We start from the raw sequence: 25,517 nt of genomic DNA, 5'->3' as shown, positions 1-25,517 counted from the left end.
GTGGCCGCCCCAGATCGCGCCCTGGTCGTGTTTGTCCACCACGACGTTGCGCAGTTGGTTCGAGAACGTGTCGTACACGAGCAGCGCCCAGCCGCCCGCGCCGGAGGCCGCGGCCTCAAACTCGCCTTTCCACGCCTCGTACGAGCCGAAATCCTCGGCGATGCGGTCGGCCAGCGCGCCCGAGGGTTCGTCGCCGCCCTCGGGACTCATGTTCTGCCAGAACAGGTCGTGCAGAATGTGGCCCGACGAGTTGTGCGTCACGTTCCGAATCGCGCCCGCGGACGACGAGAAATCGCCCGCCTCACGGTTTTCTTCGAGCGTCTCCTCGGCCGCGTTCCACCCGTTTACGTACCCCTGATGATGGGTGTCGTGATGCCATTCTAGCACCTGCTCGGAAATATGCGGCTCCAACGCGTCGTACTCGTACGGTAACGGATCGAGTTCGTAGCTCATCGTTGTATCACCTGTTAGGGACATGCGCCGGAAACCTGTTAAAGATAATGCGGCACGTGATACCACACGTCACTGGACGTGGGTTCTCTCAAATATTTCGGGGGAGGAGTGATGTACTCGCGGTTCGAGGAGACTGATTCGCGCTGAATAGTAACTGATCTCAGTTATTTCTCTTGGTAAATCAGCGGTGTATCGATGCTACCAAATTTCACGTCGAAGTTTTTCGACTCGACAGACGAAAGCGTATCTGCTTGGCCGATCGTTTAAAATGATTCGACGTAGACCTCTCGATAATGGATCAAGAGGAGATCAGCAAGTACGTCGATAGGTGTCGGGGATTGATCGAAGCCTCACCACAGATGGACGAGGAAAACACGAAGGTGAAACTCATTCAGCCGTTCCTCGAACTTCTCGGGTGGGATCTGTACTCCACTGAGGTCGCGCTGGAGTACGAAATTCCGATGGCATCGGGGAGCACGTACGTTGACTACGCCTTGCTCGTCGGTGATTCTCCGGTCGTCTTCGTCGAGGCAAAACCGGCTCGATCGACGCTCTCAGACGCTGAAGTACGCCAACTTCGGAGCTACATGCGACAGGAGTTGGATGTCGACTGGGGAATTTTAACGAACGGAAAGTCATTCGAAGTCCTCACGAAAGACCGCAGCCAAAATGGTGGGGAGGAGATGTCCGTCGTGCAGTTCGATCTTGATGATCTCTCCGAACGACCCGGCGTGCTCCAACTCTTAACCAAAGAGTCGATACGGTCAGGTAAATCGGCAGAGATAGCCGAACAGGTCGCAGAGACAAACCGAGCGATCCGCTATTTATCTGAACACGAAACGTCGATCAGCGCTTCGATCGCGAATGCAGTTACAGACGAAGTGGGTGAGCTTCCGATCGATATCGACGCCCAAACGCGAGAGTTCGTGCAGAATCTCGTGACGATACTTCGCGAACAGCGGCAATTTGTCGGAGAGACAGCTGACACTGATACTGAGAGCGATCCTTCAGAGAGCTATGTCGAAAGCATCGGCGATTCGGAAGTGATCGAATCTGCCGATGGACCCGATAATCCTGACGAGCTTGAACCGCTCCGGAATCAGATCGCGGGGACGATCCGGCGTGAAAATATCGTAGGGGATCCAGACTCGACGGTTGCCGTATTTCCGACACGAGAATCTGGGCTCCCGTTCTTGAAAGAGAACAACGCGTGGGGGTTTGTTCGGGTCGGTCGAAAGTTTGATTACGTCGCGATGTACGTCACTGGCGACGTTCGAGAGGTGAAATACATTGCCGAGGTAGATGATGTGGTTGCGCCGGATCAAGCAGAACTCGTTCGGGAGCCTCTGGAGTATAAGGACCGCGCAAAAATAGCGAGCAACAAACGGGTGATAACATTCAAGCCCGGATCGCTGTACGAGCTTGAAGACCCTGTTCCCTTTGAGACGCGCTACCCCCAAGGGCTCCGTTATACGACTTTAGGAGCGCTCCGTACTGCCGACACGACTGACGATATGATCTGAATTGAGTATATGTATCACAAAGGTACGCTGCACGCGCTACGGTGGGACTGGGATTTGAACCCAGGAAGCCGTGAGGCTACCTGCTTTCAAGGCAGGCGCAATGGGCCGCTCTGCCATCCCACCGCGATGCGGTAGTTCACCCCTTCCTTCAGCGATTTCGTCACCAGCTCCGGAGCCGAAACGACCGATGAAATTTCAGCCATTCCACGCACGATTGAACCGTGCCGGAATCACCGAAACCCACCGTCGTGGGGTGTGTCTCGATGACTACTCCCGACAAAGTTGAAGCTATCGCTATGAGTGTACCCGCGTGCGGTTCGACGACTGCGGCGGATCCCGTCAACGGATCCGCTCGGGCCATCGAGACGCCAGAAAACCGGCACCCCTCGCCGAACGGACACGCTTTTTATACACTGCGGCGAGTCCACAGCCATGAGCGAGAGCGACCCAGATGTCGTCGTGTTGCGACAGACGATCCACGGTTCGGACGCGCGCGACCTGACCGAGGCGGTCCGCGAGCGACTCCCGAACAAGACGGTCGCGATAGCGCGGACGCCGGACGAAGAGCGCGAGCTACTCAAGACGGCTCGGATAGCTGTCGGCCTCCACATCGACGAGTCCCAGCTGTCGGTCGCCGAGAACCTCGAACTGTTCGCCTGCGTGTTCGCGGGGACGGGTCATCTCCCGCAGGACGCCCTCGCGAACCACGGCGTCGCCGTGACGAACGCCTCTGGCGTCCACGGCCCGAACATCTCCGAGTACGTCATCGGCGCGATGGTGACCCACGCCCGGCAGTGGCAGCGGGCGCACCGCCAACAGGCCCGCCGCGAGTGGCGGAATTACGAGACGACAGAGGTGTACGGCTCCACCGTGGCCGTTGTCGGGCTCGGTGCGATCGGTCGCACCGTCGTCGACAGGCTCGACGCCTTCGACACCGAGACGATCGGGGTCCGCTACTCTCCCGAAAAGGGCGGTCCGACCGACGAGGTGTACGGCTTCGACGAGTTCCACGACGCGATAGCCGACGCCGAGTACGTCGTGCTCGCGTGTCCGCTCACGGAGGCGACCCGCGGGCTCGTCGACGCCGATGCGCTCCGCACGATGCGCTCCGACGCGGTGCTCATCAACATCGCACGCGGCCCGGTCGTGGACACCGACGCGCTCGTCTCCGACCTCCGGAACAGCCGGATCCGCGGAGCGGCCCTCGACGTCACCGACCCCGAGCCGCTGCCGGAGGACCACCCGCTGTGGGGCCTGAGTAACGTTACGATCACGCCGCACAACGCCGGACACACCCCTCATTACTATGGCCGCGTCGCGGAGATTCTCGCGGAGAACGTCGGCCGGCTTGACGCCGGCGACGACCTCAAAAATCGGGTCGTGTGATCGGGCGGTCGCAGGCACTTCGGCCGCTGTGAACACAGACCGAGATCGGTGAGAAAAGATAGTACTGCAGCCGAAAAAAACCGCACTGTCTCGACCGTCTAGAGGTCGAAGCGGTCGAGCGTCATGACCTTGCTCCACGCCTCGGCGAAGTCCTGAACGAACTTCTCTTCGCCGTCTGCAGCGCCGTAGACCTCGGAAACGGCGCGGAGACGGGAGTTCGAACCGAAGATCAGGTCGAAGCGGGTCGCCGTCGAGTCGACCTCGCCGGTCTCGCGGTCCCGGAGTTCGAAGACCTCCTCGTCGTCGTCGACAGGCTCCCAGTCGCGGTCGAAGTCGAGCAGGTTGACGAAGAAGTCGTTCGTCAGCGTCTCCGGCTCGTCGGTGAAGACGCCGTGCTCTGAGTCATCGCAGTTCGCGTCGAGGACGCGCATACCGCCGACGAGCACCGTCATCTCGGGGACGGACAGCCGCAGCAGTTCGGCCTTGTCGACCATCTCGTGTTCCGGCTCGTGCGGGAGGTCTTCACCGAGGTAGTTGCGGAAGGGGTCGACATCCGGTTCGAGCACCTCGAAGGACTCCTCGTCGGTCTGCTCCTGCGTCGCGTCGACGCGCCCCGGCTCGAACGGCACGTCGATGTCGTGGCCGGCGGCCGCGGCGGCCTCCTCGACAGCGAGGTTGCCGCCGAGGACGATGAGGTCGGCGAGCGACACCCGCGTGTCGTCGTCGCGCGACTCGTTGAACTCGGCCTGAATCTCCTCGTAGGTCTCCAGGACAGATTCGAGCTGGTCGGGATCGTTGACCTCCCAGCTCCGCTGGGGTTCGAGGCGAATTCGCGCGCCGTTCGCGCCGCCGCGCTTGTCGCTGTGGCGGAACGTCGACGCCGACGCCCATGCAGTCTTGACGCGCTCGGAGATCGAGAGGTCCGAGTCGGCGATGAGCTCTTCGAGCTCGGCGACCTCCGCGTCGCCGACGACCTCGTAGTCGGCCTCGGGGAGCGGGTCCTGCCAGATCATCGTCTCCTCGGGGACCTCGGGGCCGAGGAACCGCTCCGGCGGACCCATATCGCGATGGATGAGCTTGTACCACGCCTTCGCGAACGTCTCTTGGAACTCGTCGGGGTCGTCGCGGAACTCCTCTAAGACCGCCCGGAAGTCGTCGTCGTGTTTCAGCGCCACGTCCGTCGTGAGCATCATCACGTCCTCCTTGTCCGAGGGGTCCTGCACGCCGGGAGCGGCGTCGTCGAGTTCGTCGTTCTTCGTGGTCCACTGCCACGCGCCGCCGGGGCCCTTCTCCGGCTCCCACTCGTAGCTGAGCAGGTTGTTGACGTAGCTCATGTCCCAGACGGTCGGCGTGGCGTTCCACGGCCCTTCGATCCCGCTGGTGATCGTGTCGGGGCCCTTCCCCTCGCCGAACTCGTTGTCCCATCCGAGACCCTGCAGGTCGATCGGGGCGTCCTCGGGCTCCGGGCCGAGGTTGTCGCCGGAGTCGGCTCCGTGAACCTTTCCGAAGGTGTGCCCGCCGGCGATGAGCGCGACCGTCTCCTTGTCGTCCATCGCCATGTGGCTGAAGGTGTCACGGATGTTGTCTGCCGACCCTTCCAGATCCGGCTCGCCGTTCGGCCCTTCCGGGTTCACGTAGATGAGGCCCATGACAGTGTTCCCGAGGGCCTCTTCGAGGCGTCCGTCCTCGTCGAAGCGCTCCGCCGAGGTCGACTCCCACTCGTCTTCGGGTCCCCAGTCGACGGAGTCGTCGGGCTTGAAGTCGTCCTCGCGGCCGCCGGCGAAGCCGAACGTCTCGAAGCCCATTGATTCGAGAGCGACGTTGCCGGTCAAGACGATGAGATCGCCCCACGAGAGCTTGCGGCCGTACTTCTGTTTGACCGGCCACAGCAGCCGTCGCGCCTTGTCGAGGTTGACGTTGTCCGGCCAGCTGTTGAGCGGCGGGAGCCGCTGTCGACCGCCGGACGCGCCGCCGCGGCCGTCGTGCGTCCGGTAGGTACCGGCACTGTGCCACGCCATCCGGATGAAGAGCGGCCCGTAGTGGCCGTAGTCCGCCGGCCACCAGTCTTGAGACGACGTCATTACCTCCTCGATGTCAGCTTTCACCTCGTCGAGATCGAGTTCTTCGAACGCTTCGGCGTAATCGAACTCCTCCTCAAGCGGGCCGGGATTGCCGGCGTGCTCGTCGAGGAGATCTAGGTTCAACTGGTTCGGCCACCAGTCTTGAGTCGTTTTCTGAGACATCTAGGTTCGTCATGAGTTTCCGTCACCTCGAATAAAAAGGTGACTACTTCGGAGCCAAAGAACAAGCAATAACAACCATCATTTTCATAGTATAAACTTATATTTCTAAACTGCGAAATCCGTGTGTATTCATCACGTGTGCTGGCCTCAGAGCGGATGGCTCGACGATGACAGCGATGAGGAAGATCGGTAGCGATGACCGCGGAAACGGTGACGAGTCCTCGATCTCCGGTCGCGGATCGGCCGGGCGAGCCGAAACCCTCATTCCGATCTGTTCTGCGAGTCGAACTCGCCGCGCCGAATTCCCTCTCGGACCGGTTCGTGTTCCGCGTCGGTCGGCGGCGGGGCGGTGACGAGCGTCGCCTCCAGTCGCTCTCCGTCGCTCGCCTTCACGCCGCGTGCGGTTCCGGCGGACACGACGACGACGTCGCCGGGTCCCACCCGTCGATCCGTCTCGCCCTCTCGGACGACGCCGGACCCGGAGCGAACCGTGATCACTACGTCGCTGTCGGGGGCGTGAACAGGGATGAACTGCCCCGGTTCGAAGTAGCCGAAGACGACTTTCATCCGGTCGCTTTGAAACACCTCGCTGGTCGAGAACCGCTCGTCGTCGAAGCTCCGCTCGGCGTCAAAGTCGGTCGCCGGCACGTCACTCACCCCTCCCAGACGACGTGCGGTAGTCTCTCTCGATGCCGGTCGGCGGCGCGGCAGTGATCTCTGTCACGATTGGGGGTTCGGGACCCGCCAGCGAGTGTGTGACCCCGAACAAGTTCGGCTCAACACGGAATCGGTCGGGACCCGAGACTCCGATCGCATGCCCAGACTCGACGTTCGCGAGATTACGCCGGTGAACCGTCACGACACGATCCACGAGGAGTTCGACAGGATGGGCCCGGGAGAAACGCTCACCATCGTCAACGACCACGAGCCGACGCCGCTATACTACGAGATGGCGGCCGAAGTCCCCGCGTTCGACGAGGGAGCGTACGAGGTGCGACAGACCGCGTCCGACGAGTTCGTCGCGGAGTTCCCGAAGACCGAGCAGTGAGTCCTCGGTGAGACGACGATTTTCTACCTGCCGGACCGACACACACACTCAAGTTATCGCCGCGAGACGTGTCGCTATGGACACCGAACGGTTTCTGTTCGTCTCTGCGGACGCTGCGCTGATCACGGACCTCGCGTGGCAGGTCCACCGCGAAGGCCACGACGTGAAGTACTACATCGAGGCCGAAAGCGATCGGGAGATCGGTGACGGGTTCGTCCCGAAGACCGACGACTGGCGCGCAGACGTCGAGTGGGCGGATGTCATCATTTTCGACGATATCTGGGTCGGCTCCGATATCGGGACTGGCGCGCTCGCAGAGAAACTCCGTGAGGATGGGAAAGCCGTCGTCGGCGGGACACCAAACACCGATCACCTCGAAGAAGACCGAGGCTATGCTATGGAAATCCTCGAAGACCACGGTGTGAATACCGTCGAACACCACATCTTCGACGACTTCGATGCCGGTATCCAGCACGTCCAGGAGAATCCAGCCCCGTACGTGATCAAACCACTCGGCGAAGTTCAGAACGTCAAGCGACTCCTCTACGTCGGGAACGAGGACGACGGGAGCGACGTCGTCGATGTCCTCCGGGCGTACAAGAAAGCGTGGGGCCACCGGATGAAGGGGTTTCAACTCCAGCGGAAAGTCGAAGGTGTTGAAGTCGCTATCTGCGGGTTCTTCAACGGCAACGAGTTCATTGACCAAGTCAACTTTAATTTTGAGCATAAGAAATTATTCCCAGGAAACATCGGTCCACAGACCGGTGAGATGGGGACATCCATGTTCTGGGCAGGCCAGAACAAACTGTTCAAAGAGACCTTCGGGAAACTCGAAGACTGGCTCGCCAATGAGGGCTATGTTGGAAGTATCGACATCAACTGCATCGTGAACGAGAACGGTATCTACCCACTAGAGTTCACGCCGCGGTTTGGATACCCGACGATTGCGCTGCAGGAAGAGTCAATCGAGTCGTCCACTGGTGAGTTCTTCTATGATCTCGCTCACGGAAACGATCCTGAACTGGAGGTGCACAACGGCTATCAAATCGGTGTTCGGATTGTCCTGCCGCCGTTCCCGTTCGACGATGAGAAGACGTACGATGAGAATTCTCGAAACGCTGCTGTCGTCTTCCAAACCGAGAGCCGCGAAGGGATCCACTTGGAGGACGCGAAGAAGGTCGATGGACAGTGGCGGTCCGCGGGCGAGAACGGGATGCCCGTCGTCGTGACGGGCAAGGGCGAGACGATGGGTGCCGCCCGCGAGCAGGCGTACGACCGCATCGACGACATCGTGGTGCCCAACATGTACTACCGCGACGATATCGGCGAGCGCTGGATCGACGGCGACGGCGACCGGCTGCAGGCGTGGGGGTATCTCGGCCCCGCAGACGCCTGACCGGTCGAGGAAGGACACAACGAGCGGCCGAGGGGGGCGCGTCAACGAGCGGTCGAGGAGGGCACGTGGTTGTCATGCGGGCAGCCGTGACCGCCACGCGACCTCCACGACTTTTTAACGGTCGGGGACTACTACTCGCGGTATGGCGAAGTACTCGACGGGCAGCGGCGGCGGCGGCGACGACGGAGACGCCTGTGAGCTCTGCGGGCGCGAGACCACCGGCCTCGAGCGGGCGACGGTCGCCGGCGCGAAGCTGCTCGTGTGTTCCGACTGCCGCCCCCACGACGATGCCGGGAATGCGCCGGCCGGCCGCGGCGGCGGGTCAGCGGATAACGGGGGCGCGGGCGGAAGCTCCGGCGGCGCGAGTGACGGGGCGGGCGGGACTGAGAGCCGGACGAAGAAGCTGGCCCGCAAGCAGGCGAAGATGTACGACTCCGCGACGGGCGACTCCAAACACTGGGAGGAGGGTGGCACCAACTACGAGTCGGACCGCCTCCCGTACCTCGTCTCCGGATACGGTGACTTGGTGGCGACGGCCCGCCAAGACGCCGGTCTGACGGTCGAGGAACTCGCGGCGGAACTCGAAGTTGACGAAGACGATATCTTCGCCGTCGAGGACGGTCGCGCCGCGACCGCCGGCGTCGGCGGCTCCGTGGTCCGCGCGCTCGAAGACCGCCTCGGCGTCGAAATCGTCGACGAGTGATCCTTGGCATCGAGATCGTCGACGAGTGAACTCCGATGCCACAAGGCAAGGACTGACGCCGACCGCGGACCGCTGGCGGCGGTGAACAGTGTTACAGACGCGACTCGATCACAGGTATGACCGATCACAGACGGCGACTACGGCCCGCTCAGGAGTCGTTCGGTGCTGGAACCGTGAGGACGGGCACGTCGGCCCCGAGTATCACGTCTTGGGCCACGCTCCCGAAGACGGCCTTCCCCGAGGGGCGGCGCTTTCGCCCGGAGACACAGATCGCGTCCGCATCGATGTCGGTGGCCGCCGCGAGCAGTTCGTCTGCGGGGTCCCCGCTCGCCTCGTAGTAGACGCAGTCGACGCCGGCGTCGGCCAGCGTTTCGCGCGTCCGGCGGACGGCACCGATTTGATGCACCGAGCCTCCCTCCGGATTGTCTCGAAACACGTGGCAGAGGTGCGCGGTCACCTCGTCTGTCCGCGTCGGGAGTGTGGCGATGGCGTCTCCCTGTGCGACTGCGCGACCATCGTCGGCGTTATCGATCCCGACGAGTACGTCGTACATACGCGGCTGTTCGGCAGGCGGACTGATAAATGGTACCGGCTGTCTGACGCGTCTAGCGACTGAACACTCCGGCGGTTTTTATCCCGTGCCGCCGAAGCTGGATCCATGGTCACGGTCAAAGACACCGTCCACGATCACATCGAGATCGACGGTGTCGCCGCCGATCTCTTGGATACGCCTGCAGTCCAGCGACTTCGGCACGTCAAACAGCTCGGGACGGTCCAGCTCGTGTATCCGTCCGCGAACCACACGCGGTTCGAGCACAGCCTCGGCGTCTGTCACCTCGCAAGCCGGGCGCTCGATCATCTCGGCATCGACGGCGTACAGGCGGACCGGATCGAGGCGGCAGCGATGCTCCACGACGTGGGCCACGGCCCGTTCAGTCATAACCTCGAATCCCTCACGCACCGTCTGACGGGGAAGTACCACGACGATGTCGACGAACTCCTCGCGAGCGGAGCGGTCGGATCGGTTCTCCGCGATCACGACCTCGACCCTCAGCGGATCGCCGGCCTCGTCGCCGGCGACGGGACGTACGGGCAGCTCGTCTCGGGCGAACTCGACGTGGACCGCATGGATTACCTCGTCCGCGACGCCTACCACACGGGCGTTCCGTACGGCACCATCGACACCGAGCGGTTCGTTCGCGAACTGACGTTCACGACGCTCGCGGACGGAGCGGCAGGCGAAGCCAGCGAGGCCGCACCTAGTGCCGGCTTCGACGACCGGATCGAGGCGGGCCCGACGCTCGTGTTGGACGAGGGGAACGTCCAGACTGCGGAGAGCCTGCTCCTCGCTCGCGCGCTGATGAATCCGGTGGTGTATACCCATCCCGTCGCGCGCATCTCGAAGGCGATGTTGCGCCGCGCCGCGAGCGACCTGCTCGCCGCGACGGCGACGACAGCGTCCGAGCTTCGGCGGATGGACGACCACGACTTCCTCGCCGCGATCCGGGACTGCCCGGCCACCGCGGACCTCTCCCGGCGCTACGACGAGCGCGACCTGTACAAGCGCGCGGTGTGGGCCGAGTACGGTGACGTTCCCGATCGGGTACACGACGCCAACCACGAGGAACGCGTCGCGCTCGAACGCGAGATCGCCGCGGCCGCCGGCGTCGACCGCGAGCACGTGATCCTCGACGTGCCGGCCGAGCCGACGATGCGCGAGTCGACGGCGCGCGTCACGGTCAACGGGCAGGTCAGGCGGCTGGAGCGGCAGTCACCGCTCGTCTCGGCGCTCCGGACCGCCCAGCGCAACCAGTGGCGGCTCGGCGTGTATGCACCCGAGCCCGCCACGGACCGCGTCGGACGCGCCGCGGCTGACGTGCTCGGGCTCGACCCCGACGCGCTCGTGACCGAGGTCCGAAGGGCGATGCCGACGACGCTCGACGAGTTCTGACGCCGGCCGTCGCGGCGATCTCGCGTTCGGTCGCGGTCCGTCCCGTGACGTTTTAATCCCGCGCTGGCGACGCTCGGGTATGCACCTCGAAGGGACGATCCTCCGCGGTCCCGACTTCGAGCCCGTCGAGGGACGGGTCGTCGTCGCCGACGGTGAGATCGTCCGGATCGACACGACGCCGGTCGACTCAGACGACGTGATCCTCCCGACGTTCGTCAACGCCCACACGCACATCGGCGATTCCATCGCGAAGGAGGCGGGCGAGGGGCTCTCCCTCGACGAACTCGTCGCGCCGCCGGACGGGCTGAAACACCGCCTACTGCGCTCCGCGACCCACGACGAGAAGGTCGCCGCGATGGCCCGCACCCTCCGATACATGGAGTCGACGGGGACCGGCACCTTCCTCGAATTCCGCGAGGGTGGCGTCGCGGGCGTCGCCGCCCTCCGAGACGCGCTCGCTGGCGACGGCGTCGCGTTCGACGAGCGCGCGATCGACCCTGTCGTCTTCGGGCGCGACGATCCGGACGTGCTTGACGCGGCCGACGGCTACGGCGCGTCCGGTGCCCGCGACGCCGACTTCGACGCCGTCCGATCGGAGACGCGGGAAGCGGACAAACTGTTCGGCATCCACGCGGGCGAGCGCGACGCGGACGACATCAACCCGGCGATGGACTTGGACCCCGACTTCCTCGTGCACATGGTTCACGCGGAGCCGATCCACCTCGATCGGCTCACCGACCGCGACACGCCAGTCGCCGTCTGTCCGCGGTCGAACCTCGTAACGAACGTCGGCGTCCCGCCGATCCGCGACCTCGTCGACCGGACGACCGTCGCCCTCGGGACCGACAACGTCATGTTGGACTCGCCGTCGATGTTCCGGGAGATGGAGTTCGCGGCCAAGTTGGCGGATCTTCCCGCCCGCGAGGTGCTCCGGATGGCGACCGTCAACGGCGCGGAGATTGCGGGGCTGAATCGCGGCGTGATAGCAGAGGGGAAAGACGCCGACTTGCTCGTGCTCGACGGCGACTCGGACAACCTCGCGGGCGCACACGACCTCGTTCGGGCGATCGTCCGGCGGGCGGGCGAGGCTGACGTCTCCCGGGTTGTGATCGGCGGCGAGGAGATCGTTCCGCGAGGCGACTGACCAGAGGGTGCGGTTCGGTCGGGCGTCTCACTGATCGCGCTGGTCGGTCACGTCCCGATACGCCCACAGGTGCCCCTGCCCGTCCGGCAGGTCTATCGGTCTGTAGGTCCGACCGAGCGTCCGGCCGTCGGCCAGATCGATCGGTTCGCCCTCGACCGGTTCGCGGTCAGCGAGGATCGCGTCGACCCGCTCGACGAAGCCGTCGGGATCGGCGCAGAGATCACTTATTTCGACTGCGAACCGCTCGCAGTCGCGCCCGCTGGCGTCGCTCGGGTCGCCCGGAAGTCCGAAGATGTCGTAGAGCCGCTCGTTCACGCGGATGACTCGCCTGTCTGCGTCTTCGACGAGCATTCCGACTGGAAGGGTGTCGAGAACTGTCGAAAGCACCGCGTTCGTCCGCTCTATCTCCCGTTTTCGCTCCGTTTTCTCCGTCACGTCTTCGAACTGCGAGAACACTCTGATCACGTCGCCGTCGTCGTCGGTCACCACTTGATTGTGCCACACACAGCGGATGCGTTCGCCGTGGCGTCTGACGTTCTCGTTGACGCTGCTGTAGCCGCCCTTGTCGGAGAGCAGGTCGCGTTCGAGCGCCGCGACGTGGCGGTGAAGCTCTCGCGGGACGAACGGGAGCCACGTCCCACCGACGAGTTCCTCCGCGTCGTATCCGAGTATCTCCTCGGTGGCGGGGTTCACGCGCTCGATTCGGAACGTCTCGTCGTACTCGATCGTGCCGAGCGGCGACTGCTCGATGTACCGCGAGAGCCGCTCTTGGCTCGCGGCGAGCGCGCGCCTCGCCCGGTGTTGGTCCACCGCGTTCCGGATTCGATTGGCGAGGACGGCGTACTGATCGCTTCCCGTCTGTTTCTGAATGTAGTCGGTCGCGCCCGCCGAGATGGCCTCGCTCGCGATCTCCTCCGAGCCCTTCCCGGTGAACAGCACGAACGGTACGTCCGAGCCGGCCTCGCGGACGCGTTTGAGGAACCCCAGCCCGTCGCCCCCCGGCATCTCGTAGTCGCTAACGACGCAGTCGATCCGCTCCGCGTCGTTTGTGAGGATTCCGAGGGCCGTCTCCACGTCGGTCTCGGAGCGAACGCTGAACGCCTCGTCGAGCCGTTCGAGATACGTTGCGGCGAGGTCGAGGAATCTCGGCTCGTCGTCGACGTGAAGGACACGAATACCCGCTTCGCGACCGCCGTCTGGTCGGCTGGGCGTCCCCGTCATTGTCACACAGTATCACAACACCAGACATATACGTTCGGGTCGGAGGGTGTTCCGGGACGACCGCCGGTCGAAAGAGCCACGGACCTCGCCGTCGAGGCGTCGGCATGGAGTACGAGGAGCCGAAGTTCTTCCACGTGATGCAGTACGCGGCCGCCGCCGACGGCGACGTCATCGACATGGTGAGCGGCAATCCCGACTGGGAGCCACCGGCCGCGCTCAGGGAGGCGCTCCGCGACTACGCCGATCTCTCGCCAGACGCCTTCCAGTATCCGCCGAGTGAGGGGCTCAGGGAACTCCGCGAGGCGATCGCAACGCGCCGCGGAGTCGATCTCGACAGCGTCATCGTCACGAACGGCACGGGCGAGGCGAACTACCTCGCGATGGCGCGGGCGTTCGATCGCGACGCCGGCGACGAGGCGCTGCTCACGGACCCCGTCTACCCGTACTACCCCGGCAAGGTGTCTATGCTCGGCGGGACCTCGACGTTGGTCCCGACCGAGCGCGACGGCGGCCTCGACGTGGACGCGATCGCGGCGGCCGCGAGCGACGAGACAGCGCTGATCGCGCTCAACACGCCGAACAACCCGACCGGTGCCGTGTACGACCTAGACGCGATCCGGGCAGTCGTCTCGGTCGCGGAGCGCGTCGACGCGCTCGTGCTCGTCGACGAGGTGTACGACCACTTCGATCTGTCCGGGGAGTTCGAGTCCGCACTGACGCTGGATTCAGATCGGGTGATCGTCACGAGCGGCTTCTCGAAGTCGATGGCTATCACCGGTTTCCGCGTCGGCTACGGGGTGTTTCCGGACGGTCACGTCTCGGCGGCGAAGACCCGACACATGCTCGTGAACGTCGCCGGTGCGCGGCCCTCGCAGTACGCCGTGACCCACGCGCTCGCGGAGACCGATCCCGAGTACTACGCGGACGCACGGGACCTCCTCGCCGATCGGGTCGACGCGTTCACCGACGCGCTCGACGCCGCCGGGGCCGAGTACAGCCGTCCCGAGGGGGCGTTCTACGTGCTCGCGCGCTTCGACGACTTCCCCGGGACGATGGCGAACGTGAAGCGACTGATCGACGAGGTTGGCGTCGCGGGGATGCCCGGCGAGGCGTTCGGGCACGCACGTGGCGACTGGATTCGGTTCGCGCTGGTGACGCCGCGCGCCACCGAGGCCGCGGAGCGACTCGCCGACCACTTCGGTGGGTGACTCGCGTGTTGGGCGTAGCGGCGCTTCGGGGGCGACACCGTTTCTCTGCGGGCGAGACCGCGGAAAGCGCACATTCGTCGAACTCGCATATGAACCCTGTTGTGAATCAACACCGTGCCGTCCGCCGGAGAGGTATACAGTGCCTGTGGTTCTCTCACACAGCACCGCTTGCTATCGATTTCGTCCGGGAGACGATGCGAGCCGACGCCGACCGTGTCGGGTCGAATTTGCGATCGCCACAAACGTTAAGTTCCTGACCCTCCTGTCGTCAGTCGATGACAGACATCACGGAGGCTTCGTCGGACACCCCGGCGGATCGAGTTCTTCCAGGGCACGATAGCTTCTAACGTCGAAATCGGTCCTGTCAGGATCTTCGACACGACCCTGCGAGACGGAGAACAGTCACCACGTACTTCGTTCAGCTACGACGAGAAACGCCGCATAGCGGCGACGCTGGACGACATGAACACCCACGTCATCGAGGCGGGGTTCCCGGTAAACTCGGACGCGGAGTTCGAGGCCGTGAGCGATATCGCCGCCGCGACGGACACCACCGTCTGCGGGCTGGCTCGGGTCGTCGACGGTGACATCGACGCCGCCATCGATGCGGGCGTCGAGATGGTCCACGTGTTCGTGTCCACCAGCGACGTGCAGCTGGAGGACTCGATGCACGCGACCCGAGAAGAGGCGAAAGAGCGCGCCGTCGACGCCGTCGAGCACGTGAAAGACGCCGGCGTCGAGTGCATGTTCTCGCCGATGGACGCAACCCGGACGGACCCGGACTACCTGATCGACATCGTCGAGGCGGTCTCCGACGCGGGCACCGACTGGATCAACATCCCCGACACCTGCGGCGTCGGGATGCCCACGAGCTTCGGCGAGACGGTGAAGGCTGTCGTCGAGGCGACTGACGCACGCGTCGATGTCCACACCCACGACGACTTCGGGATGGCGGCGGCGAACGCGATCATGGGCTTCGAGAACGGCGCGCATCAGGCGCAGGTGTCGGTCAACGGTATCGGTGAACGCGCCGGAAACGCGGCGTACGAGGAGGTCGTGATGGCCGTCGAGTCGGTGTACGGCGTCGATACCGGAATCGACACGACGCAGATCACGAAGCTGGCCCGGATCGTCGAGGACGCCTCGGACATCCCGGTCCCGGCGAACAAGCCCGTCACGGGGCGGAACGCGTTCGCTCACGAGTCCGGCATCCACGCGGCGGGCGTCATCGAGAACGCCGACACCTTCGAGACCGGCGTGATGACCCCCGAGATGGTCGGGGCCGAACGCGAGTTCGTGCTGGGTAAACACACCGGTACCCACAGCGTGCGCAAGCACATGGTGGAGGCCGGATTCGACCCGACGGACAGCGAGGTCCGGCACGTCACGAAGCGCGTCAAGGAGTACGGCGCGGGCAAGCGGCAGGTCACCGCCGGCGACGTCGAGCGCTTCGCCGAGGAGGCCAACGTCGACCGCACGGAAGAGGAGGTCAGGATCTGATGCCCGCGTCCCTGGCGGGCGCGTCCGTCGAGCGGCGGCGGACCGACCGACGGCGGCCCGATAGTCTGCGGATCGTCGGCGGATATCCGGTCCGATCCGCAGGTCACCGTTCCACCCGACAGGGATTTATACTACAAACGCGTTGGTGCGAGCGAGATGCGACGGAACACCGACGCCCCGACGATAGCCGCCGTCGAGGGAGCCGTCGCCCCGCGTATCGTAGGGGTCTGACCCCCTACACTACCCCTTTTCCACCGACGCGAGGAACCGACGAACGCCAGCGGGCGGGCCGCCGTGCTCGTACCGTTCCGGCGTTCGGACCGACCGAATCTCACACGCGCGAGATGTTACATCGAACACCAAGACAATGAGCGATACAGCAGCACAGCCACGAGAGGACGACCCGGACGGGTCAGAGGAACCGACCGATCGGGGGTCCGCCGACGCCACCGACGCCGACGACGCCGTCAAGACGGTGTCGACCGGTGCCGACTCGGTGGTCGCCGCGCTGGAGGCGGCCGGAGCCGAGACCGCGTTCGGCGTCCAGGGCGGAGCGATCATGCCCGTCTACGACGCGCTGTATACGTCGTCTATCACGCACGTGACGATGGCCCACGAGCAGGGCGCGGCCCACGCGGCCGACGCCTACGGTGTCGTCACCGGCGATCCCGGGCTCTGCTTGGCAACCTCGGGGCCGGGTGCGACGAATCTCGTCACGGGGATCGCCGACGCCGACATGGACTCCGACGCGGTGCTCGCGTTGACCGGACAGGTGACGACGGAGTTCGTTGGCAACGACGCGTTCCAAGAGACGGACACGATCGGCGTCACTCGTCCGATCACGAAGCACAACTACTTCGCCGGCGGGGCCGACACCGTCGGTGACACCGTCGGTGAGGCGTTCGAGCTGTCGCAGTCGGGTCGTCCCGGACCGACGCTCGTCGACCTCCCGAAAGATGTCACGCAAGGCGAAACCAATCGGACACCCGGGACGGCGACACCGCCGCCGGGGAGCGCCCCGGAACCGAACGCCGATCCCGACGCGGTCGAGGAGGCCGCACGCGCCATCGAGAACGCGGAGCGCCCGTTGTGTCTCTTTGGTGGCGGCGTGATCAAGGCCGACGCGAGCGACGCTGCGCGCACGTTCGCACGGACGTACGAGATTCCGGTGACGACGACGATGCCGGGAATCGGGTCGTTCCCCGAAGACGAGGACCTCTGTCTCTCGTGGGCGGGGATGCACGGCACCGGCTACGCCAACATGGCGATCACGCACACGGACTGTCTGATCGCGGTCGGCACCCGCTTCGACGACCGGCTGACGGGTGGGATAGACACGTTCGCACCGGAGGCCGAGGTCGTCCACGTCGACATCGATCCGGCCGAGATATCGAAGAACGTCCACGCCGATTACCCGCTCATCGGCGACGCCGGACACGTCCTCGATCAACTGACTGCAACAGTCCGCGACGCACCCGACGCGGCGGCGTGGCGAGAACAGTGTGAGGAGTGGAAAGAGACGTATCCGCTCACGTACTCGACGCCCGAAGACGAGCCGCTGAAACCGCAGTTCGTCGTCGAGGCGTTCGACGAGGCGACCGACGACGATACCATCGTGACAACGGGGGTCGGCCAACACCAGATGTGGGCCTCGCAGTTCTGGACGTACTCGGAGCCCCGGACGTGGGTCTCCTCGCACGGACTGGGGACGATGGGGTACGGCGTCCCCGCCGCCGTCGGCGCGCGCGTCGCGGCCGACGCGATGGGCGAACCGGACCGCGACGTGGTCTGTTTCGACGGCGACGGCTCCTTTTTGATGACGATGCAGGAGCTGTCCGTCGCCGTCCGCGAGGAGCTCGACATCGCCATCGCCGTGCTCAACAACGAGTACATCGGGATGGTCCGGCAGTGGCAGGACGCCTTCTACGAGGGGCGACACATGGCGTCCGACTACACGTGGATGCCCGAGTTCGACAAGCTCGCCGAGGCGTTCGGCGCGCTCGGACTCCGCGTCGACGACTACGACGAGGTCGCGCCCGCGGTCGAAGAGGCGCTCGAATACGACGGTCCCGCCGTGATCGACTTCCACGTCGATCCGGAGGAGAACGTCCTGCCGATGGTGCCGAGCGGCGGCGCGAACGGCCAGTTCGCCACCGCGGAGGACCAGCTATGAGCGGTGACTCCGCAGCGTCCGAGTCTGAGGCACGCCCCGACGTGGACGCGAGACCGACACCCGACGAACAGCCCGCCCCCGAGGAGCGACCGCATCCCGAAGGACGGCGAAACCTCGAAGGAATCCGGATCGACCCGGTCGTCGAGGCCGAACACGAGTCTCGTCGGGCGGTCATCTCGACGCTCGTGGAGGACGAGCCCGGCGTGCTCGCGCGGGTCTCCGGACTCGTTTCACGCCGACAGTTCAACATCGAGAGCCTCACGGTCGGGCCGACGACCGTTGACGGGCACTCGCGGATCACGATGGTTGTCGAGGAGACGGACCCTGGTATCGACCAGATCGAAAAGCAGATAGCGAAGCTGAAACCGGTTATCTCCGTCGGCGAGGTGGCCGGGAACGCCGTCACCGCCGAACTGGTCCTGTTGAAGGTTCAGGCCGACGATCCGGCCGCGGTCCACGCGGTCACGGAGATGTACGACGGCCGGACGCTGGACGCGGGACCGCGAACGATCACCGTCCAGCTCACCGGCAACGAGGGACGGATCGACGACGCGCTCGACGCGTTCAAGCAGTTTGGCATCATCGAGATCGCCCGGACAGGACAGACCGCGCTCGCGCGCGGTGACACCCCGACGGCACCAGGAGAGAAACCCGGAACGGCCGGCGAACCGACCACACACGACGACTGACACAGTCAACACATACCATACACATGAGCGACAACGACATGCAGACGGTCGAATCCAACGTATATTACGACGAAGACGCGGACGGCGAAGCGATCGCCCAGAAGACCGTGGCCGTCCTCGGCTACGGTTCGCAGGGACACGCCCACGCCCAGAACCTCCAAGACAGCGGGATCGACGTCGTCGTCGGTCTCCGCGAGGGCAGTTCCTCGCGGGCAGTCGCCGAGAGCGACGGGCTCGACGTGGCGACTCCGGCAGAGGCGGCCGCAGAGGCAGACATCGTGAGCATCCTGCTGCCCGACACGGTGCAGGCGGACGTCTACGAGAACGCCATCGAGCCGAACCTAGAGGCCGGCGACACCCTCCAGTTCGCGCACGGGTTCAACATCCACTACAATCAGATCCAGCCGCCGGAAGACGTTGACGTGACGATGATCGCGCCGAAATCTCCCGGTCACATCGTCCGCCGGAACTACGAGGAGGATCAGGGGACGCCGGGGCTGCTCGCGGTGTATCAGAACGCCACGGGTGAGGCCCACGACGAGGCGCTCGCGTACGCGGCTGCGATCGGCTGTACCCGAGCTGGCGTCGTCGAGACGACGTTCCGAGAGGAGACCGAGACCGACCTGTTCGGCGAGCAGGCCGTCCTCTGTGGTGGTATCGCCTCGCTGATCAAGCAGGGCTACGAGACGCTCGTCGAGGCGGGTTACTCCCCCGAGATGGCGTACTTCGAGTGCATGAACGAGATGAAGCTCATCGTCGACCTGATGTACGAGGACGGACTCGGTGCGATGTGGGACTCGGTCTCACACACAGCGGAGTACGGCGGTCTCACGCGCGGCGATGAGATCATCGACGACCAAGTCCGAGCGAACATGGAGGAAGTCTTGGAGGGCGTGCAGGACGGCACCTTCGCTCGCGAGTGGATCTCGGAGAATCAGGCGGGACGGCCGTCGTACACGCAGCTCCGCAACGCGGAGAAGAACCACGAGATCGAAGCCGTCGGCGAGGAGCTTCGCGGCCTGTTCGCGTGGCAAGAAGACGAAGAGGAGAGCGAAGAGTCGGCAGAGGTGACCGCGTGATGGGCGTAGGCGGATTCATGGATCGAACGCACGAGGGTTCGACCGTCGCGGGTGATTCCCGATGAGCGAGGGGACGCTGTACGACAAGGTCTGGGACCAACACAAGGTGACGCAGCTACCGACCGGACAGGACCAGCTGTTCGTCGGTCTCCACCTCGTCCACGAGGTCACGAGTCCGCAGGCGTTCGGCATGCTGAAAGAGCGCGATCAGGAGGTCGCGTTCCCCGAGCGGACGCACGCGACGGTCGACCACATCGTCCCGACCGGAAACCGCGACCGCCCGTACCGCGACGAGGCCGCAGAGAATATGATGGCCGAGTTGGAGGCGAACGTCCGCGGCTCCGGCATCGAGTTTTCGGACCCCGACTCCGGGAACCAAGGAATCGTCCACGTCATCGGTCCGGAGCAGGGACTCACCCAGCCGGGTATGACCATCGTCTGCGGCGATTCACACACCTCGACGCACGGCGCGTTCGGCGCGCTGGCGTTCGGGATCGGCACCTCGCAGATCCGGGACGTGCTCGCGACAGGCTGTGTCGCCATGGAGAAACAGAAGGTCCGCAAGATCGAAGTCACCGGTGAACTCGGTGACGGCGTCACCGCGAAGGACATCATCCTGACGATCATCGGAAAGCTCGGAACCGACGGCGGCGTCGGCTACGTCTACGAGTACGCCGGCGAGGCCATCGAGAAACTGGGGATGGAGGGACGGATGTCCATCTGTAACATGTCCATCGAGGGCGGCGCTCGCGCGGGGTACGTCAACCCCGACGAGACCACCTACGAGTGGCTGAAAGAGACGGACGCGTTCGAGGACAGCGAGGCGCAAAGCGCCTCTGGCAGCCGGACGGAGTCCGGCGACGACCCCGAAAAGTTCGAGCGGCTGAAGCCGTACTGGGAGTCGATCGCCACGGACGACGACGCGGAGTACGACGACGTGGTCACCATCGACGGCTCGGCGATCGAGCCGACCGTGACGTGGGGGACGACGCCCGGACAGACCGCGGGCATCACCGAACCGATCCCGGATCCCGACGATCTGTCGGAGGAGGACCGCGACACCGCTCGTCGCGCGCAGAAACACATGCGCGTCGAGCCGGGCGACACGATGGAGGGCTACGACATCGACGTGGCCTTCCTCGGATCGTGTACGAACGCGCGACTGAAGGACCTCCGCGAGGCCGCGGCGTTCGTCGAGGGCCGGGAGGTCGCGGACGACGTGCGAGCGATGGTCGTCCCGGGAAGCCAGCGCGTCCGCGACGCCGCCGAGGCCGAAGGACTCGACGAAATATTCAAAACGGCCGGCTTCGACTGGCGCGAGCCGGGCTGCTCGATGTGTCTTGGAATGAACGACGACCAGTTGGAGGGCGACGAGGCGAGCGCCTCGTCTTCGAACCGGAACTTCGTTGGGCGACAGGGCTCGAAGGACGGGCGGACCGTGCTGATGAGTCCGATCATGGTCGCGGCCGCAGCGGTGACCGGCAAGGTCACTGATGTCCGCGAGATGGAGGAGGTGGCGACCGTATGAGTTCCCCCGAGTTCAGCGACGGTGAGGCACCGGCCGAGAAGGTGACAGAGGTCACCGGCACCGGTATCCCGGTCCGAGGGAACGACATCGACACCGACCAAGTCATCCCCGCGCGCTTCATGAAGGTCGTGACCTTCGACGGCCTAGGCCAGTTCGCGTTCTTCGACCAGCGGTTCGACGACGAGGACAACGAGAAGGATCACCCGTTCAACGAGGAACAGTATCGGGGGGCGAACATTTTGGTCGTCAACGCCAACTTCGGCTGCGGCTCCTCCCGCGAGCACGCGCCGCAGGCGTTGATGCGGTGGGGGATCGACGCGGTCGTCGGTGAGTCCTTCGCGGAGATTTTCGCGGGCAACTGCCTCGCGCTCGGCGTCCCTACGGTCACGGCTGATCAGGAGAGCATCGAGGCGCTACAGGACTACGTCGAGGCGAACCCGGACGCCGAGGTCGACATCGACGTGGCCGCGGAGACGATCACCTACGACGACATCGTCGTCGACGCGACGGTCCACGACGCCCAGCGGAAGGCGCTCGTCGAGGGCGTCTGGGACACGACGGCGCTGATGGGTGCGAACGCGGACGCCGTCCGTGAGACCGCGCGCTCGCTGCCGTACGTTCCGGACGAACACGTTGAACCCGCTGCGGGGGACGGCGCGTGAGTTACGAGATAGCCGTCATCGAGGGCGACGGTATCGGCCACGAGGTCGTGCCCGCCGCCATCGACGTGCTCGACGCGCTCGACGTGGCGTTCGAGTTCGTCGAGGCGGAGGCGGGCGACGCGACGAAAGAAGAGACGGGCGAGGCGCTGCCGCGAGCGACCTACAACCTTGCCGCTGACGCCGACGCGACGCTGTTCGGCGCGGCCGGCGAGACCGCGGCCGACGTCATCCTCCCGCTGCGGGAGGCCGTCGGCTCGTTCGTCAACGTCCGCCCGGCGAAGGCGTATCCGGGCGTCGACGCGGTTCGCCCGGAAACGGACGTGGTCTTCCTCCGCGAGAATACCGAGGGTGTGTACGCGGGCCACGAGGACCGGCTGAGCGACGACCTCTCGACGCTGACGCGCGTGGTCACCTCCTCCGCATCGCGCGAACTCGCCGAATTCGCCTGCGAGTTCGTCGAGGACGGTCGCGGCCCGACCGACGACGCCGAGGAGGGGTTCACGGTCGCGCACAAGGCGAACGTGATGCGCGAGACGGACGGGCGGTTCCGCGAGGAGATGTTCGCGGTCGCCGAGGAGCGCGGCGTCGACGCCGACGAGGAACTGATGGACGCGTTCGCGACGAAACTCCCGCTCGATCCGACGCAGTACGGCGTCGTCGTCTGTCCGAACCTCGCCGGCGACGTGCTCTCGGATCTGGCTGCCGGACTCGTCGGCGGTCTCGGTCTGCTACCCTCCGCGAACATCGGTCACGACAACGCGCTGTTCGAACCGGTTCACGGGACCGCACCGGACATCGCAGGCGAGGGTGTCGCGAACCCGACCGCAGCGATCCTCTCCGCCGCCATGTTGGTGGAGTTCCTCGGTCACGTCGAGGAGGGTAAACAGGTTCGCGACGCGGTAGAGAGCGTGCTTTCTGATGGCCCGCGAACCGGAGATCTGGGCGGAGACGCGACCACCGACGAGGTTACCGCGGCCGTCGTCGATCGCCTGTAAGCGCCCGATCTTCCCCGCTTCGAACCACAAGACAGGAAACCCTGGGGCCCGTCAGGTTGGGTATGAGCAACTACGAAGTCGCGATGGAAGCAGCCTGGTTGGTTCGTGACGTCGAGGAGACCGACGACGCCATCGGCGTCGCGGTCAGCGAAGCCGGCAAGCGACTCAACGAGACGGACAAGCAGTACGTCGAGGTCGAACCCGGCGTCACCGGCTGTCCCGCCTGCGGCGAGCCGTTCGACGCCGCTTTTCTCGCCGCGAACACGGCCTTGGTCGGACTCCTCTTGGAGATCGACATCTTCAACGCTGACAGCGAAGAGCACGCGGAACGGATCGCGAAAAGCGAAGTCGGCGGCGCACTGCGCGACGTGCCCCTAAAAGTCATCGAGATCGTCGAAACGGAGGCGGACGAAGACGGCGACGCGGACGAATAATCAGATCAACGCGTACTCCAGAAACCGACGCGCGGTCTAGAACTGACACACGGTCGGTCTCCGTGCAGTCTGTCTACAGGCCGTTCACTTGAACCGGAACGTTTCCAGGTTTTTCGGCGCGAACGTCCGCATATTGTAGTCGTGATACAGCGCCGACGAGAGGTCCTGAACGGACTGCTCGTCTCCGTGGACGCAGAGCACCTTCTCTGGGCGAGGGTTCATCGTCTTCACGAAGTTCTCTAGGCCCTGTCTGTCCGCGTGGCCGGAGAAGCCGTCGACGACTTCGGTACCCATTTCGAGGGTGAGCGTGTCACCGCGACCGCCGCCGCCCCAGCCGTCAACCGGAATCTCGTCCCAGCCGTTCTGGATCCGGCGACCGAGCGTCCCCTGTGCCTGGTAGCCGACGAACACGAGGTTCGAGTCCGGATCGGGACCGATGTGGCGGAGCCACGACATGATCGGTCCGCCCTCGATCATCCCCGAGGTGGAGATGATGATACACTGGTCGCCGTCGGTGACCTCTTGGCGCTCGTCCTCGCCGGCGTCGATGTGGTTGAACTGGTCGGCGAGGAACGGGTTCTCGTCTTCATGGAAGATGCGGTCGCGAAGGTCGTCGCGGAGGTACTCGGGGTAGGTCGTGTGGATCGCCGTTGCCTCCCAGATCATCCCGTCGAGATGGACAGGCATCTCCGGAATCTCTCCCTCGCGCATCGCCTCCTCTAAGACGAGCATGATCTCTTGGGAGCGGCCCACCGCGAACGCCGGAATGACGACCTTTCCGCCTTGGTCGTACGTCTCGTTGATGACCTCTTTGAGTGCCTCTTCGGAGTCGGCTTGGTCGGTCTGGTAATCGTTGCGGCCGCCGTAGGTGGACTCCAAGACGAGCGTCTCGACGCGCGGGAAGTCGTTGACCGCGCCGTTGAACAGGCGGGTGTCCTCGTAGTGGATGTCGCCGGAGAACGCGACGTTGTAGAGGCCGTCGCCGATGTGGAAGTGGGTGACTGCGCTACCGAGGATGTGGCCCGCGTTGTGGAACGTGAGCTTCACGTCGGGTGCGATGTCGGTGACATCACCGTACTCCAGCGGGATGGTGTGTTTGATCGCCTCGCGGACCTGCGCGGACTCGTACGGCGGCGTCCGACCGTCCTTGGCGGCGACGTCGAGGTAGTCGAGCGTGAGTAGCCCCATGAGGTCTCGGGTCGGTTCCGTGGTGTAAATGGGGCCGTCGTAGCCGTACTTGAACAACAGCGGGAGCAGCGCCGAGTGGTCGAGGTGGGCGTGCGTCAGGACGACGGCGTCGAGGGTTGCCGCGCCCGCACCGAGCGCCTCTGGCACCTGCAAGTACGGGACCTCACCTTCAGCGCCGGGCTTGTCGCCGCAGTCGATGAGGATTCGCGTCTCGGGCGTCGAGAGGATGAACGCGGCGCGGCCGACCTCGCGACAACAGCCGAGCGTCGTGATCCGGACCCACTCGTCGTCAGACATTTCCTCGCGGTGGATCTGGCGGCCGACGCGTTCAAGGATGTCGCGGCGCTCTTCGCGCTCGTTTTTTAGGAATCCGCGCACGTTCGAGACGGTGGACGACTCGATGGGCGGAGTTCGCACGACTTCGGGGGTCCAGCCAACCTCTTGGGTGATCTCGCGGAGCGTCGAGCCGCGTCGGCCGATCACCACGCCCGGTTTCTCGGCTTCGATAACGACCTCACCGGTGTCTTCGTGGAAGTCGAGGGACGTGACGCCGGCCTCTTCGGGGATCACCTCGCGGACTTCCTCTTCGGCGCGCCGCGGGGGCGACAACGAACTCGGGTCCGGCCGGATCGTGATCCGCTTGCGGAGCTTAGACGCGAGCCGCCGGATTAGGTCGCCGTCGCCGGCGAACCGCTTCGGGTCGCGCGTGTACACGACCAGTTCCGGCCCCTCGTATTTGACGTCGGTGACCGTGATGTCGTTCGGAATTTCCTGTTCGATCTCTGATTTCAGTGTATCGAGTTGCTTATCGACTTGACTCATATCTTACCGCGGGTCGTCTGTGTCACCGCCGCCATCGAGCCGCACGTTGGTACGGTGCTCGTCGCGAACGGTCGACCGTGACGGGGTAGGCATAATGGGAGTACTGTCCGTAGGTGGTACCGTGCGGGAACAGCCAGTGAAAACCCGCTTGGCTCAAAGTTACCCTGCCCG

The 25,517-nt window shown here is 64.7% G+C and carries 22 protein-coding genes and 1 tRNA gene; 16 read left to right on the top strand and 7 right to left on the bottom strand.

Features of this window, described 5'->3' with window-relative positions; translation table 11 throughout:
- Positions 1–453, bottom strand: a 453-nt coding sequence (sod, locus tag NO887_RS16110; protein ID WP_256419229.1) for a superoxide dismutase [Mn], incomplete at its 3' end; no start/stop codon positions are given.
- 293 nt (positions 454–746) lie between these two features.
- Between sod and NO887_RS16105 the strand changes: the two genes are divergently transcribed.
- Positions 747–1,976, top strand: a complete 1,230-nt coding sequence (locus tag NO887_RS16105) for a type I restriction enzyme HsdR N-terminal domain-containing protein (RefSeq protein WP_256419228.1) — start codon at positions 747–749, stop codon at positions 1,974–1,976.
- Positions 1,977–2,015: 39 nt separating this feature from the next.
- Here NO887_RS16105 and NO887_RS16100 read toward each other — a convergent pair.
- A tRNA-Ser gene (locus NO887_RS16100) sits at positions 2,016–2,099 on the bottom strand.
- 309 nt (positions 2,100–2,408) lie between these two features.
- On the opposite strand from NO887_RS16100, the gene NO887_RS16095 reads away from it, so the two are divergent.
- Complete coding sequence (locus NO887_RS16095) at positions 2,409–3,362, top strand: D-2-hydroxyacid dehydrogenase (protein WP_256419227.1); 954 nt, start codon at positions 2,409–2,411, stop codon at positions 3,360–3,362.
- A gap of 98 nt (positions 3,363–3,460) precedes the next feature.
- On the opposite strand, the gene katG is transcribed toward NO887_RS16095, so the two are convergent.
- Positions 3,461–5,605: a catalase/peroxidase HPI gene (gene katG, locus NO887_RS16090; protein ID WP_256419226.1), complete on the bottom strand. Its 2,145-nt coding sequence runs from the start codon at positions 5,603–5,605 to the stop codon at positions 3,461–3,463.
- 261 nt (positions 5,606–5,866) lie between these two features.
- Complete coding sequence (locus NO887_RS16085; protein WP_256419233.1) at positions 5,867–6,253, bottom strand: cupin domain-containing protein; 387 nt, start codon at positions 6,251–6,253, stop codon at positions 5,867–5,869.
- A 166-nt stretch (positions 6,254–6,419) separates the two neighbouring features.
- Here NO887_RS16085 and NO887_RS16080 point away from each other — a divergent pair, with 166 nt between their 5' ends.
- The 3 genes from NO887_RS16080 (at position 6,420) to NO887_RS16070 (ending at position 8,752) form a co-directional block, all read left to right on the top strand.
- Positions 6,420–6,653: a DUF2249 domain-containing protein gene (locus NO887_RS16080; RefSeq protein WP_256419225.1), complete on the top strand. Its 234-nt coding sequence runs from the start codon at positions 6,420–6,422 to the stop codon at positions 6,651–6,653.
- A 76-nt stretch (positions 6,654–6,729) separates the two neighbouring features.
- On the top strand, positions 6,730–8,049 hold the full coding sequence (locus NO887_RS16075) for a phosphoribosylamine--glycine ligase (RefSeq protein ID WP_256419224.1): 1,320 nt from the start codon (positions 6,730–6,732) through the stop codon (positions 8,047–8,049).
- A gap of 142 nt (positions 8,050–8,191) precedes the next feature.
- Positions 8,192–8,752 carry a helix-turn-helix domain-containing protein gene (locus NO887_RS16070; protein WP_256419223.1) on the top strand — a complete coding sequence of 187 codons (561 nt, stop codon included), beginning with the start codon at positions 8,192–8,194 and terminating at the stop codon, positions 8,750–8,752.
- Positions 8,753–8,900: 148 nt separating this feature from the next.
- Here NO887_RS16070 and NO887_RS16065 read toward each other — a convergent pair whose 3' ends face one another.
- Positions 8,901–9,305: a universal stress protein gene (locus tag NO887_RS16065; protein WP_256419222.1), complete on the bottom strand. Its 405-nt coding sequence runs from the start codon at positions 9,303–9,305 to the stop codon at positions 8,901–8,903.
- A 105-nt stretch (positions 9,306–9,410) separates the two neighbouring features.
- Between NO887_RS16065 and NO887_RS16060 the strand changes: the two genes are divergently transcribed.
- Together NO887_RS16060 and NO887_RS16055 are read left to right on the top strand one after the other, a co-directional pair.
- Complete coding sequence (locus NO887_RS16060) at positions 9,411–10,703, top strand: HD domain-containing protein (protein WP_256419221.1); 1,293 nt, start codon at positions 9,411–9,413, stop codon at positions 10,701–10,703.
- Positions 10,704–10,782: 79 nt separating this feature from the next.
- Positions 10,783–11,847 (top strand): amidohydrolase family protein, encoded by a 1,065-nt coding sequence (locus tag NO887_RS16055; protein WP_256419220.1) that lies wholly within the window; start codon positions 10,783–10,785, stop codon positions 11,845–11,847.
- Positions 11,848–11,874: 27 nt separating this feature from the next.
- Here the strand turns inward: NO887_RS16055 and NO887_RS16050 are convergent, their stop codons facing one another.
- Positions 11,875–13,068, bottom strand: a complete 1,194-nt coding sequence (locus tag NO887_RS16050) for a PAS domain-containing response regulator (RefSeq protein WP_256419219.1) — start codon at positions 13,066–13,068, stop codon at positions 11,875–11,877.
- Between the two features lie 104 nt (positions 13,069–13,172).
- Between NO887_RS16050 and NO887_RS16045 the strand changes: the two genes are divergently transcribed.
- The 9 genes from NO887_RS16045 to NO887_RS16005 all read left to right on the top strand — a co-directional run bounded on the left by NO887_RS16045 (position 13,173) and on the right by NO887_RS16005 (position 23,336).
- A complete protein-coding gene (locus NO887_RS16045; RefSeq protein ID WP_256419218.1) occupies positions 13,173–14,276 on the top strand; it encodes a pyridoxal phosphate-dependent aminotransferase in 1,104 nt (367 codons plus the stop codon).
- A gap of 315 nt (positions 14,277–14,591) precedes the next feature.
- Positions 14,592–15,776, top strand: a complete 1,185-nt coding sequence (locus tag NO887_RS16040) for a LeuA family protein (RefSeq protein ID WP_425601550.1) — start codon at positions 14,592–14,594, stop codon at positions 15,774–15,776.
- A 367-nt stretch (positions 15,777–16,143) separates the two neighbouring features.
- Complete coding sequence (gene ilvB / locus NO887_RS16035) at positions 16,144–17,949, top strand: biosynthetic-type acetolactate synthase large subunit (protein ID WP_256419217.1); 1,806 nt, start codon at positions 16,144–16,146, stop codon at positions 17,947–17,949.
- Positions 17,946–18,638, top strand: a complete 693-nt coding sequence (gene ilvN / locus NO887_RS16030; protein WP_256419216.1) for an acetolactate synthase small subunit — start codon at positions 17,946–17,948, stop codon at positions 18,636–18,638. Before ilvB ends, ilvN begins: the two co-directional genes overlap by 4 nt.
- A 23-nt stretch (positions 18,639–18,661) precedes the next feature.
- A complete protein-coding gene (ilvC, locus tag NO887_RS16025; protein ID WP_256419215.1) occupies positions 18,662–19,717 on the top strand; it encodes a ketol-acid reductoisomerase in 1,056 nt (351 codons plus the stop codon).
- A gap of 61 nt (positions 19,718–19,778) precedes the next feature.
- Entirely contained in the window at positions 19,779–21,245 is a 1,467-nt protein-coding gene (leuC, locus tag NO887_RS16020) for a 3-isopropylmalate dehydratase large subunit (RefSeq protein WP_256419214.1), read from the top strand.
- Positions 21,242–21,907, top strand: coding sequence for a 3-isopropylmalate dehydratase small subunit (gene leuD, locus NO887_RS16015; RefSeq protein WP_256419213.1), 666 nt, complete (start codon positions 21,242–21,244; stop codon positions 21,905–21,907). The genes leuC and leuD overlap by 4 nt, the downstream gene beginning before the upstream one ends.
- A complete protein-coding gene (locus tag NO887_RS16010) occupies positions 21,904–22,902 on the top strand; it encodes an isocitrate/isopropylmalate family dehydrogenase (protein WP_256419212.1) in 999 nt (332 codons plus the stop codon). The genes leuD and NO887_RS16010 overlap by 4 nt, the downstream gene beginning before the upstream one ends.
- 62 nt (positions 22,903–22,964) lie before the next feature.
- Positions 22,965–23,336 carry a DUF555 domain-containing protein gene (locus tag NO887_RS16005; protein WP_256419211.1) on the top strand — a complete coding sequence of 124 codons (372 nt, stop codon included), beginning with the start codon at positions 22,965–22,967 and terminating at the stop codon, positions 23,334–23,336.
- 84 nt (positions 23,337–23,420) lie between these two features.
- On the opposite strand, the gene NO887_RS16000 is transcribed toward NO887_RS16005, so the two are convergent.
- Positions 23,421–25,346 carry a beta-CASP ribonuclease aCPSF1 gene (locus tag NO887_RS16000; protein ID WP_256419210.1) on the bottom strand — a complete coding sequence of 642 codons (1,926 nt, stop codon included), beginning with the start codon at positions 25,344–25,346 and terminating at the stop codon, positions 23,421–23,423.
- Between the last annotated feature and the right edge of the window lie 171 nt (positions 25,347–25,517).

The organism is Halorubrum laminariae, assembly GCF_024494655.1.
Lineage (GTDB): Archaea > Halobacteriota > Halobacteria > Halobacteriales > Haloferacaceae > Halorubrum > Halorubrum laminariae.
This window is presented reverse-complemented; position numbering and strand designations above follow the sequence as displayed.